Source organism: Bordetella sp. 02P26C-1 (assembly GCF_009763255.1).
In the GTDB taxonomy this organism is placed as follows: Bacteria; Pseudomonadota; Gammaproteobacteria; order Burkholderiales; family Burkholderiaceae_B; genus Bordetella_A.
This window is the reverse complement of the sequence record NZ_WSJB01000002.1, coordinates 150,920-163,331: the sequence shown is the minus strand read 5'-3', so window position 1 is coordinate 163,331 and position 12,412 is coordinate 150,920. Positions and strand designations below refer to the sequence as shown.

Here is a 12,412-nt window from a genome sequence, read left to right as displayed (position 1 = left end):
TAAATTGACTATATCAGGACTGATGGCCCGGGCTGGCGGTTTCCTGTGCAGTGTTTTGTTCATCATCAATCAAGCGACTGATGACGGGCCAATACCTGTCACCCAGGCCTCGTTCCAAGGCCGCCTCGAACCACTGATCCACGTTTCGGGCGCCCTGCGCGGAGATGCCTGTCTGCTCGGCTAAACGCAGCGCATAGTTCAAGTCTTTGCGCGCATAGCTGACGGGAAAGGCCTTTTCGGGAAATTCACCAGGCAGAATAGCCTTTAAGCCATGGTTACGCAACGCGAAGCTATCGGCGGATCCCAGCATAAAGGTCTCCATGATGACCTTGGTATCCACGCCCGAGCGACGCGCGATGCCGCAGGCCTCGGCCAGCGCGGTGACTGTCTCGAAGAGCACCATGTTGTTGAGGATCTTGACCACCTGGCCGCTACCCACGTCGCCACATAAGGTGATCTCGTTGGCGTAGGTGGCGATCAACGGACGCACGCGCTCGAATACGCTGGTGGTCGCCCCGACCATGACCGACAGCGTGCCGGCCTCGGCGGCCGCGCGCGTACGCGCGACCGGCGCATCGATAAAGGTCACTTGGCGTTCGGCGAACTCGGCGGAGAGTTTGCGCGTCGTGTCCACCGGCGAGGTACTGGTGTCCACGATGATTTGGCCGGGACGGCAGCTCGCCAGCAGGCCTTGCGGTCCTCGGGCCAGTTTCTCGACGACCTCGCCAGACGGCAGCGAGAGAAAAATAACGTCGCATTGAGCGGCGATGGTCGCGACATCGGCCGCCTGGACGCCATGCTGCGCCAGGCGCGCGAGGGGCTCGGGATTCATGTCGCAGCCCAGGACGGGCAAACCGCATTTTTGGGCAAGGTTACGGCAGATAGGCTCGCCCATTACGCCCAGCCCGATAAAGCCAATACGAGTGAATGAAGTCATGTGGTGTCTCTCAGATTCAATAGTGTTAGTGATGTGATGCATGCCATGATGGACAGCGAATGCGTATCAGACCTGCCGGAGCCCCCCGCGCCGCCTGGCCGTGTCCGGCACGCATCCGATCGCCGCCTCACATGGCGAAGTAAATGCCCTTGGATTGCTGATACAGGCGCAGCCCGCTCACGCCTTTTTCGCGACCGATGCCGCTTTGCTTGAAGCCTCCAAACGGCGTGGAAATCGACAACTGTTTATAGGTGTTGATCCAGACGCTGCCCGCTTCGAGTTGTCGCGCGACGCGCCAGGCACGGCGATAATCCGCGGTCCATATGCCCGAGGCGAGACCGTAGACGCTGTCATTGGCTTGGGCGATCAGGTCGTCTTCGTCATCGAAGGGCAGCGCACACAGCACAGGCCCGAAAATCTCCTCGCGTACGGCGTAGGCGTCGGGTCTGAGGCTACCAATCACAGTCGGTAGGTAATACGCACCCGGGGCCAGATGATCAGCGTCGGGACGGCAGCCCCCCGTCAAGATTTCGCCGCCCTCTTTGATGGCACTGGCCACCATGGACTCGATTTTTTCGCGATGCGCGAACGAGGCGATTGGACCCATGCCGGCGCCTTGCGCATCGGGCTGGTCGACGCGTATCGACTGCGCGCGCGCCAAGAGTTTTTCCAGAAATGCCTGCTGGATCGATCGCTGTACAAACAGGCGCGAGCCCGCCACGCAGGACTGACCGCTGCCCTCGAAAATCCCACCAATCACGCCCTCTACCGCCGCGTCCAGATCGGCATCGGCGCACACGATGTGCGGCGACTTGCCGCCCAATTCCAAGGCCACGGGCATCAACTTGTCCGCCGCGATCCGCGCAATAGCGCGACCGCTGGCGGTACCGCCGGTAAAGGAAACCATGCGCACGCCGGGATGCTCGACCAACAATTTGCCGGCGCCGCTGCCCAAGCCGGTGACCACATTCAAGATGCCGGGAGGCAAGCCCGCCTCAAGCGCGATGCGACCCAGCTCCAGCGCGGGCGACGAGGTGACCTCTGACGGTTTAAGGATGACGGCATTGCCTGCGGCAAGCGCTGGCGCGACTTTTTGCGCCTCCATGGTCAGCGGCGAATTCCACGGCGTGATGGCAACGACCACGCCATAAGGTTCGTATTGCGTCAGCGACAGGTAGTTACCGCGGGGCGGCGTGACCTCGGCGGTGACGGATTCGCAGACCCCGGCGTAATAGCGAAACGTCGCGGCGGCGCTGGCCACCTGCGCGGTGCACTCGCTCCACACTTTGCCGTTCTCGATCATCTGCAGCCGCGCCAACACTTGCGCATTGGCGTCAATCCCATCGGCGATACGTCGCAGCAGCGCGGCGCGCTGATGCGGCAGCATGTCGCGCCAGGCCTTTTGGCGCACGGCTTGCCACGCGCTGCTGACGGCGGCCTCGACATGCTCGGCGGTTGCGGCGCTGATCAAATAATTCGTCTGACCGGTGGCCGGATTTACCGAGGCAAAGCCCGCGCCGGGCGCGACGATCCATTCGCCGCCGATGAGCAAAGGCTTTTGCCCTTCGGGCGTTTGCGTGGACGTGGACATGGGGTGTCTTCCTCACTGTTATGACTGATTGACAGTCGTTGTTTGCGGAATATAATAGAACGACTGTTCTGTCGAACAGAACATAGAATAAACGAACCAAGTTTTAAAAACAACGAGTTTGGAGACAACGACCCATCGGAGTCCGGCGCCCGCGGTCTTGGCCGCGTGCTCTGGATGCGCCATCCCCCGGTCAATACCCACACCGTTCATGCGGTCGTCGCACCAGGCCATTAGCTGTTTTTCCCCTGCACATTTTTCCGAGCATTCGAAATATGACGGCATTTGATCCACAATCCGTGACACACGACATGGCGCGCTTCGCGTTGGACTTGGAATGGGCGACCCTGCCCGACAAGGTCCGCCGCGAGGCACCCCGGGCATGGCTCAATTGGGTGGCCTGCACAGTGGGCGCGGCCCGAACCCCTGCAATGGAAGCGGCGGTGCGTGGTGTGTTGTTGATGGAATCTTCCGGCGAAGTGGGTCTGCTCGGCCGTAGCGAAAGTGCCAGCGTGTCGAATGCGGCCCTGTTGAATTGCCTGGGCTCTTCCTCGCAGACCTACGACGATACCCATCTGGCCACCATCACGCATCCCACCGGCCCCGTCGCGGCGGCGGCTTTAGCGGTGGCGTGTAAGCGCGCCGGGGCCGGCCAGCCAGTTTCGGGCCGCGATCTGCTGGTTGCGCTGGTGGCTGGGCTGGAATTGGAATGCCGAGTGAGCTGCGCGATCGCCGCGGGTGGGGGCAGTCTCGGTTGGTATATGACCAGCCTATCCGGAGGCATAGGGGCCGCGGCAGCGGCCGGCCGGCCGGCTATTAGGCTTGAATCACGAGCAAACGGTGTGGGCCTTGGGTGTCGCTGCGGCGCAAGCGGGCGGATTTCGCGCGACTCACGGCAGCATGGCCATCACCTACGTTCCGGGCATGGCCGCGCGTAACGGGGTAGCCGCCGCCTATATGGCGTTGGGCGGTTTCGAGTGCGGCTCGATCGCGGTGGACGGTCGCAACGGTTTGCTGCAAGTACTGACCGGTTCGAACGATGCCGGACTGATACGCGCCGAACTCGGGACGCGTTATGAGTTCCTCAACAACACCTACAAGCCCTATCCCTGCGGCATCGTGATCCATCCCGCCATCGATGCCTGTCTGGAACTGGCTCGCACAGACCACGTGCCAGTCGAAGATATCGAGAGCGTGGCGTTGCGAGTCCATCCCGATGCGCTGAACCTGACGTGGCGCAAACTGCCGGATAGCGCGCTGGATGCACAAGTCAGCTTGTTTCACTGGGTCGCCGCCGCGCTGGTACATCACGCGGCCGGGCTGGCGCAAGGTGAGCTGGATTGCGTGCTCGACCCCCGCGTGCGCGCATTGCAAGCGCGCACGCAGGCCGAGGCGATCAGCACGATGGCCGACAACGAGGCCGAAGTCATCGCGCGCCTGAAAGATGGCCGCGTTGTGTCGCGTCACGTGCGCGATGCCACGGGCAGCGTCACCAATCCCATGACCGATGAGCAGTTAGTCGAAAAATTCCGATCCTTGGTCAGTCCCAGTTTGGGTGAGGCGGGGTGCACTCGGCTGCTACAGAGCTGCCTGAACCTCGAACACGCGCCAGACGCCTCGGCAATTGTTGCCTTGAGTCGTGAGCACACATCGGTCGAAGCTTGAACAAGAAATAGAGGAGAACGAGATGAAAGCAATCCAAGCAAAGCGTTGGTTAACCGCCCTGTCCGCGTTTGGCATTACTGCGGCCACCCTAATCGGTCCCGTTGCCGCCGCCGATTATCCCGATCGACCCATCACCCTGGTAGTCGGTTTTTCTCCCGGCGGATCAAACGACATCACCGCGCGCGTGATCGCCCAGCCCTTGTCTGAATTGCTGGGTGTCCCGGTGGCCGTCGAAAACCGGGTGGGCGCCGCGGGCGTGATCAGCACTCAATACATCAGCCGCGCGACGCCCGACGGCTATACCCTCGGCGTCACCAGCGCCAGTCCGTTGGTACTCACGCCACACACGCTGGAGACGCTGCCCTACGACGCCAAGAAGGATTTTACGGCGATCAGTCTGCTGGGCATCACGCCCGAGACCGTCGCCGTCAATCCCAAGGTGCCCGCGGCCAATCTGGAGGAACTGGTCAAACTGGCGCAAACCCGCGACGTCACCCTGGCCTCCTCGGGCACGGGCGGACTGCCGCATATGGCCATCGAGATGTTCAAGCGCGCTGCGCTGGGCACGCGCATCGTGCACGTGCCTTACAAAGGCGCAGCCCCGGCCGTGACCGATGTCATGGCGGGACACGTCGAGGGCGTCGTGGTCGACTTGCCTGCCGTGTCGCAACAAATCACGAGCGGTCGACTGCGTGGCTTGGCTATCGCCAATGATCAACGCTCCGCCTTCTTGCCTGATTTGCCGACCGCTGACGAGCAGGGCGTGAAGAACTTTGTCGCGGTCAACTGGATCGGTGTCATCGCGCCCGCACAAACGCCCGAACCCATCATCGACAAATTGCACGACGCCTTGACCAAGGTCATGCAGCTACCCAAAGTCCAGGAAAGCCTCGCCAAGGCTGCCGTACAGCCGTCGGTCAGCGCATCGCCGGGCGCATTCAAACAATTCATCGAGGCCGAAGACGAAAAATGGGCCGGCATCGTCAAGGCCTCTGGCGTCAAAGCGGAGTAACACCATGTCCCTACCGAAATACGAAGCCTACGCCATCCGCTACGCGCAAATGCCTCGTCAGCGGGCCGATAACTTCATCGGTGGAGACCCGCACGACGGGCCCATGCCGATGGACTTTTTTGTCTGGTTACTGCGCGCCCCGGGTCACATCGTCCTGATCGACACGGGGTTCAATGCCGCCACGGCCCAGGCCCGCAACCGCCAGATGCTGCACTGTCCGATCGAGGCGTTGAGCGCGCTCGGTGTGGCGGCCGAGGATATCGACGACGTGATCCTCACGCATTTGCATTATGACCATGCGGGCAACCTCGACAAGCTGCCCCGCGCACGATTCCATTTGCAAGATGCCGAGATGGATTACGCCACGGGGCGCTGCATGTGCTTCGCGCCGATGCGGCATGCCTATTCGGTCGATGACGTGACGCTATTGGTACGGCGGGTCTACCAAGACCGCGTCACTTTTCATGATGGTGATCAAACGCTCGCGCCGGGGATTGAGCTCATGCGCATCGGTGGCCATACCAAGGGTTTGCAATCCGTGCGGGTTCACACGCAACGCGGTTGGGTGGTGTTGGCCTCTGACGCGAGCCACTATTACGAAAACATGGACAGCAAGCGCCCGTTCCCCATTGTCTATAACGTGGCCGACATGCTCACAGGACATGTGCGGCTCTACGCTGAAGCAGACAGCCCCGACCATGTCGTCCCCGGCCACGATCCACTCGTGTTGCAACGCTATCCGGCGTTCAAAGGCTCGGCCGACATCGCGGTGCTGCATGAAGCTCCTGTGCCGGTTTGATTCGGCCGGTCAGAGCGATAGGCATGGTATGCCACGCGAGACGAAGAATATCGCTGCGGGTATGGAGATCTTTGTCAGCATGATCCACACGCTCGTCGGTGGCAGCATGCCCGCATCGGCGTCAGGCGCGCGCATATGGGTGCCTATGTCGCACTGAATACCCGGTAGATTTCGGTTCATTCGGTCCGCTTATGGGAGCCTCTCGGAAAGAGTGGTCGTGACCGTGTTGTTATCGAGCCCATGTAAAGAAGCACAAGTCAACCTTCACTCATGGGGCTCTCATGGACAATCTGTTCGATAATTATTCGCGCCTGTCTCCGGCTTTTCGTGTCAATTCAGACCCCTCTTCAGAAAAAGAGGATTGCTCCGTAAACGCACACGGCTCCATCGCTGCAATCCGGCATGCCATTCGGGATGACGATGTGGACGCGTTCATCGACCGGGCGATGCGTTTTTCTATAGATGTAGGAAGCCTACGCTTCGAAGGTGGCCGGAACTGTCTGCACTTGGCCATGGAGTGTGGCAGCACGATAGTCGTCAGACATCTCCTTGCCTTGAACTATGACGTGGTACACGAGTTGGTCAACGCCAGAGACGACGACGGCATGACACCGTTAGAGCACAGCCTATTACATTCACACATTGGGCCCTGCGTGGTCGACCACCTCTGCGGAGCGGGGGCACCCGTCTCCTACAGCCTCGCAAAAGTGCTTCAGCTCCCTGCTGTGTGGAATGGTAGCCGCGGAGATGCCGTGCAAACGTTGATCCGAACAGGCCCAGATCTGACTGAAGCTTTAGCCATCGCTGTGGAAAATAAATGGCCCGAGTCGATAAGGCTGCTTACGATCCTCGGCGCGCCGAGCTCAGAGGCGCTCGTCAGGGCAGCTATTGAGCAAGACACCCAAAAGGTGACGCAACTTACCGGCGAGATTTCGACGGTCAGGGCAGCCATTAGCAAGTTGGCCAAAGCAGATCAGTGGGACGCCCTGTATCTGGTTTGTGCGACCGCGACCGCGAACAACGTCACGCATACATTGGCGGTAAGAGATGCATTTCAGCAGATAGCCGCAACCTTTAGAGATGAAGATCCAGTCCGCCATGCCAACGCGCTGCGTCTGCTTACGCCGTTAATAACGAGCGCCTTCGTCCGCTGCAAAAAAATCGCGGAGTTCGGCAATGCGGCGGCGATTAAGGCATTGCTCGACGCCGGCAAGTTTCAGCCTCAAGTTTCTCGCTCGACGATCAATGTCGGCAATCTACGGGCTTTACGAACCATGATAACGGCGGGCGTGCCTACTGGCCCATTTTTGCGATACGTTCAGGCGAAGTATCGCGATCAGGTCCATAGCGAATCAGGCCCTGAGGATGCGTTAAAGGCGTTCAGGCTGCTTGCTTGCGCGGGGGCTGACATAAGCTCGTTGCCCGAGGAAACGCTCGCGCAGATAGCGGCGCAGAATCAGGTTATAAGCAATGCGACGTCAAGGCAGCGCGACTACTTTCTCCTCGACGCAGCGCTCAAAAAAGACGTGGCCCATGTGAAAACGTTGACTGATAAAGGCGGCGACTGGAAGCGTGCGTTAAAAGGGCTGAGCAAGCTCGATAAGTCTGCGGTACCGGTGCTGATTGATGCAGGCGTGAACCCGATTGAAGCGCTTGTCTACGCGATCAACGAGGAGCTGAACCCCGCGATAGAGGCCTTAATCGAGACCGATGCAAAGCGGTCGGACGTATCGACGCAGGCCTCACATGGCATACCGTCGCTTGCCACCCGAGCGTTGATTGATCGTCTCCAGAACAATGACGAAACCACCGCGCGCAAATTCATCCCTACCGTCACGGACGGTGCGAAGGAGCTTGTTTATGCTGCGCTTGCGGAAAATGAAGCATTAGCGCGAACTCTCGTCCGTCTTAACGCGAACGCGAGCGCAGCACTGGTAAGCGCATTGAACGAATTTGAATATGAAGCCGCTGGCAAATTGATTTCCTGGAAAATTGTCGACCTCGGCAGTGCACTACGGCTGGCCATCGACATGCCTAATGTTGATAGGGCTCGGATCGCGATCATTTTGTACACCTTGGGTGCCCCGCGGTCTAGCATCGAAGGGATACACATTGACCCTCAGCTTCTGAGTCAAGAGAGTACGAGTCCATTATTTTCCCGGCAGACACGTGAATACAATCTATAACAGTACTTCCTGAGAAAGCGGCGCCAGCAGCTCAATAGCGAGGCTTCCAACCGCTTACGCGGTCGAGAGCTCGCGTGAGGAGTTGGAGGTGCTGGCACAGCAAGTAATTATGCCGTGGTGTGCTCATTGTGCGTGGCACACCAGGCAAGCCACGCTTGGCGCAGCCTGAAGGCGCTGGCCGCGCCTGGGGCATATCCCATCACGTGGTCTACCTCGCCTAACTCCGTGCCGGCGGCAAGCAGCATGGCGCCGAAGGTATTGCGCAGGCGCTGGGGGGTGAGTTCCAGCCCCGCATGGACCCGTCCCCACTTCCTGACGATTCGAACCAGAGTTGCTGGGTTCATCACGGTGCTTTGCCGATGCACAGTCACCTCTCGGTTGCCGGGAAACAGGCGCTGAATGGGCATCGAGGCGTGCCCACTCGGGGCCAACGCGCGAATGGCCAGCCACTGCTCCAGGATCTCGGAGGCCCACTCAGGGATGGTGACAATGCGCCGGGCCCCCAAACCATCGCCGATATAAGCATGGGTGGCATCCTGATTGGGATCTTGCCGGTGCCCACGTTCGTTGGCTGCCAAGCCCTGGTACGCACCCGTGTCGAGCAGCGCGCCTTCCTCGTTGCGATATATGCAATTAACGGAAAGCACCGTCAGTTCGGCTGGCTTGACTCCGCAGGCAAAGAGCGTGGTGACAATCGCGGTGTCGCGAGACAGACGCCAGCGCGTAGGCGGCGTGAGCGTGTGGCCTTTTAGTTTGGCAGCGGCTTTGAGTAGTGCTTCTCGGAGGATGATCTGATCGAGTCTGGTCAAGAATTGTGTTGGGTCGTTGTCCTTGGCGTCACGCCATTCCTTGCCCTTGGGCACGGCTACTGCGATCTTTGATGCGGGATTCTGATTGAGTGGTTTGCGCAAGAGCTCGATTTCTTCGAAGGCGCGTTCGAGCACGGATTGGTAACGCTCGCGGTGTGGGCGCTTGGAATCCTCGAGGCTTGCGAGGAAGGCTTTGATCGTCTCTGGTGTTGTGTCCTCCCAACTGACCCGTTGGGATTCCTGGAACCTTAAGAAGGTTTCCCAAAGCGCCCGGTAGACCTTCATTGAGCTGGGTCGCAGGCGAGGCACGTGACCGATTAGCCATTGGTCGAAGGCGGCATTCGCATCCTCTACCGTGATGGATGCGGTTCGGGGATTATGCGGGCCGGGGCGTTCTTGACCCTCTTTGTTGAATAACAGTAGTTGTTTCGTGGGCAATTTCGCTTTCCGTTAATTGCATTTCGTTGGGTGCATTATGGCTCAAGTTCGCGCGCTGCACAGAGGAGCGTGTTATCAGAGTCTTCAGATAAGCCGGAGTCGATCTCGCAAACGGCCCCCGCGATCTAGCTGAAGACGTTGCTGGGTCGACCAATAAATCGCCGAAGGAGACCGTCGTTACAACGCCGACTCGCGCTCGCTGGCAACCTGGGGATCGTTCAGCAGAATACGGGCGAATTCCCCCACGAGTTCGGGCTGACCTGAATCCTTCGGGTACACCAGATAGAGGTTGCGCTCCGCCCATGCGTCGGTCATTGGTACGGCAACCACGCGCTGCTCTCGCGCCGCCTCCTGAGCGGTGCTGGCGGGAACGACGGCCGCGCCAACACCGGATTCCACCATATAGATCAATGCGCGGAAATTATGTACATGCACCCGTACTTTCATCGGGATTCCGGCAAGCCGAGCCTGATGGCTGAGGTAGAGATAGTTGCTACTGGTACGCTCTACGCACACCAGATCGTAGGCGAGAACATCGCGAAAGCCGATGCCCAAGGCTTGCGCAAGTGGATGACCGGGGGAGACTACGCATACCAGGCGATCCACCGCATAGAGTTCTCTATGCAGCCCCGGTAACCGCTCAAGGTCCGCGCCAATACCAATGTCGGCCTGCCCTTCCTCAATCGACTGACTGATGGTCGGACTCTCCTGCTCCCTGAGGTCCACGTTGATATTTACGTTGGAAACCAGGAATCGCGCCAAACTGGGAATAATGAAGCTGTTGAGCGAACTGCTATTAGCCAATAACCGTATGCTGCCGCGCAGATGAGAGGAATAGGCGCCAAGCTCTGCGTGCATGGTGGCAACGCCCGCCAGCAGCTGCTTCGTATGCCGAGCCAACACCTCCCCGGCCGGCGTCAAGCTCATCCCCTTGGGATGACGAGTAAACAACTGACTGCCGACCGCGTACTCCAGATTCTTGAGTCGGTAGCTGGCAGAGGAAGCCGTCAGGTGCATGACGGCCGCGCCGGAAGACAAGTTGCCAGCCTCTGCGATCGCCTGAAAAAGGTGAAGATCCTTGAGATCGTAGTGCACGCTTGACTCCGTTTCGACTCTGCAGCTGTCGGGAGCCAAATCGTAGCGTGCCCCATGCCCAGACTCAATCCTTCTTCGTCTTCGCCTGCAGGAACTCGTTCATATAGCGTTGCGGCTCGCCGGTCAAAAATGCCTGCGCGAATTCCTCCACGCCGTTTTGAATCGAAGTGTCCAGCGGCTCTTTCTCCCACTGGCGCAGCAAGCGCTTTTGCTGCGCGAGCACGACCGGACCGAACTCGGCCAGCAAGCGGGCGACGCGCGTGACCTCCTCGTCGAGCTGCTCGGCGGGCATGACACGATGTACGAGCCCTTGGGCCAGGGCCTCCTGCGCCTCTATCACCTCGCCCGTCAACAGAATCCAGTCTGCCCGCGCTTGGCCGACCAGACGCGGTAGCAGCGCCGCATGGATGATCGACGGGATACCGACTTTCACCTCGGGCATCCCAAGCTTGGCGTGCGTGGATGCGATGCGCAGGTCACACGCGAGGGCGAACTCCAAGCCACCGCCAAGGCACCAGCCCGGTATGCGCGCGATGACAGGCACCGGTAACTGCCGGACGTCCTCGCACAGCAGGCGCAGCCCGTCGATAAAGGCGCGCGCGCGGTCGACATCGAAGCTGGCCATCTCTTTGATGTCGGCGCCTGCGACAAAGGCTTTGTCGCCCTCGCCTCGCAACACCAGCACGCGCAACTCGGGCCGCGTTTTGACTTGCGCCAAGGCCCGGCGCAGGATCGCGATGACCGGGGTGCCCAGGATGTTGAGCGAACCCGCATTGACGATCTTCAACGTGGCCACGCCGTGGTTATCGATTGTCAAATCCGCGTGGTCCGACATATTTGCTTCTGTCATGGTTATCCTGAAAGATTTAAAGCTTCTCGAATTTGATATCCGACACCACTTTCTGCCAGCGATCGTTCGATTCGCGGATCATCTGGGTGAATTCCTCGCGCGTGGTGTAGTCGGCAACGGCTCCCTGCTGACGAAGCCTCTCAATCACGGCTGGGTCCGAAAGCGCCTTTTTAACTGCCTGGTTTAGCGTGTCGAGGACGTCTTGGGGTGCGCCGGCGGGCGCGGCCAGACCATACCAGGACGGCGTGTTTAGCTCCGGATAGCCCACCTCCGCATAGGTGGGCACATCCGGAAACTGCGGCACACGCTCGGGCGCGGCGACCGCTAATGCACGCAGACCGCCAGCTTGTATCTGACCGGCGGACGAGGGTAAGTTATCAAACACCACGTCAATCTGGCCGGCGAGCAGATCCGTCAACGCAGGGCCTAATCCTTTATAGGGAACGTGCAGCATACTCGTGCCGGTGGCGCTCTTGAATCGTTCACCAAACAAGTGGCTATAGCCCCCGTTTCCCGATGAGCCAAACGTGAATTTTTCCGGGTCGGCTTTGATCGCTTCTACCAGTTCCGGAAAAGTCTTGATGGAAGACTTCGCATTGATGTCGAGCACCCCCAGAACATTGGCTAAATTGCTGATAGGGCTGAAGTCTTTGACCGGATCATAGGGCGGGTTGGCCTGCACACTGGGATTGACCGCATGCGAGCTCTCGACCGCCATCACGATCGTATAGCCATCGGGCTTTTCCCTCGAGGCGGCCAGACTGCCCAGGGATCCCCCCGCGCCCGGCTTGTTGAGAATGACCACGGGTTGGCCCAAAGCGTCCGCGAGTCCAGGCGCGACAATCCGCGCGATCACGTCCGTTGCTCCGCCAGGCGCGTAGGGCACAATGAGCTGAATGGGTCTTTCGGGGTATGCCGCCTGGGCGCAGGACATGCTCGCCAGCAATGTCGTGGTAAACGCAAAGGCGATGCGGCGATAAGTCAAAGGTCTCATTGATTAGTCTCCTGATGTTATTAATCCGCTGTCGGTGGA

The 12,412-nt window shown here is 59.7% G+C and carries 11 protein-coding genes; 5 read left to right on the top strand and 6 right to left on the bottom strand.

Annotation, left to right across the window (positions count from 1 at the left end; genetic code table 11):
• Positions 1–13: 13 nt before the first annotated feature.
• Positions 14–937, bottom strand: coding sequence for an NAD(P)-dependent oxidoreductase (locus GOQ28_RS01750; RefSeq protein ID WP_160355184.1), 924 nt, complete (start codon positions 935–937; stop codon positions 14–16).
• Positions 938–1,064: 127 nt separating this feature from the next.
• A complete protein-coding gene (locus GOQ28_RS01745; RefSeq protein WP_160355183.1) occupies positions 1,065–2,528 on the bottom strand; it encodes an aldehyde dehydrogenase in 1,464 nt (487 codons plus the stop codon).
• A 272-nt stretch (positions 2,529–2,800) separates the two neighbouring features.
• Between GOQ28_RS01745 and GOQ28_RS01740 the strand changes: the two genes are divergently transcribed.
• From GOQ28_RS01740 to GOQ28_RS01720, 5 genes are all read left to right on the top strand, one after another.
• Positions 2,801–3,463 carry an MmgE/PrpD family protein gene (locus tag GOQ28_RS01740; protein WP_160355182.1) on the top strand — a complete coding sequence of 221 codons (663 nt, stop codon included), beginning with the start codon at positions 2,801–2,803 and terminating at the stop codon, positions 3,461–3,463.
• Positions 3,348–4,190 (top strand): MmgE/PrpD family protein, encoded by an 843-nt coding sequence (locus GOQ28_RS01735; RefSeq protein ID WP_160355181.1) that lies wholly within the window; start codon positions 3,348–3,350, stop codon positions 4,188–4,190. Before GOQ28_RS01740 ends, GOQ28_RS01735 begins: the two co-directional genes overlap by 116 nt.
• Positions 4,191–4,212: 22 nt before the next feature.
• On the top strand, positions 4,213–5,202 hold the full coding sequence (locus GOQ28_RS01730; protein ID WP_160355180.1) for a Bug family tripartite tricarboxylate transporter substrate binding protein: 990 nt from the start codon (positions 4,213–4,215) through the stop codon (positions 5,200–5,202).
• A gap of 4 nt (positions 5,203–5,206) precedes the next feature.
• Positions 5,207–6,001, top strand: a complete 795-nt coding sequence (locus tag GOQ28_RS01725; RefSeq protein WP_160351253.1) for an N-acyl homoserine lactonase family protein — start codon at positions 5,207–5,209, stop codon at positions 5,999–6,001.
• Between the two features lie 281 nt (positions 6,002–6,282).
• Complete coding sequence (locus GOQ28_RS01720; protein ID WP_160355179.1) at positions 6,283–8,187, top strand: ankyrin repeat domain-containing protein; 1,905 nt, start codon at positions 6,283–6,285, stop codon at positions 8,185–8,187.
• A gap of 107 nt (positions 8,188–8,294) precedes the next feature.
• Here GOQ28_RS01720 and GOQ28_RS01715 read toward each other — a convergent pair whose 3' ends face one another.
• The 4 genes from GOQ28_RS01715 to GOQ28_RS01700 form a co-directional block, all read right to left on the bottom strand.
• A complete protein-coding gene (locus GOQ28_RS01715; protein WP_160355178.1) occupies positions 8,295–9,434 on the bottom strand; it encodes a tyrosine-type recombinase/integrase in 1,140 nt (379 codons plus the stop codon).
• 177 nt (positions 9,435–9,611) lie between these two features.
• On the bottom strand, positions 9,612–10,529 hold the full coding sequence (locus GOQ28_RS01710; protein ID WP_160355177.1) for a LysR substrate-binding domain-containing protein: 918 nt from the start codon (positions 10,527–10,529) through the stop codon (positions 9,612–9,614).
• Between the two features lie 64 nt (positions 10,530–10,593).
• Positions 10,594–11,379: an enoyl-CoA hydratase gene (locus GOQ28_RS01705; protein WP_160355176.1), complete on the bottom strand. Its 786-nt coding sequence runs from the start codon at positions 11,377–11,379 to the stop codon at positions 10,594–10,596.
• A 16-nt stretch (positions 11,380–11,395) separates the two neighbouring features.
• A complete protein-coding gene (locus tag GOQ28_RS01700) occupies positions 11,396–12,373 on the bottom strand; it encodes a Bug family tripartite tricarboxylate transporter substrate binding protein (protein WP_160355175.1) in 978 nt (325 codons plus the stop codon).
• Between the last annotated feature and the right edge of the window lie 39 nt (positions 12,374–12,412).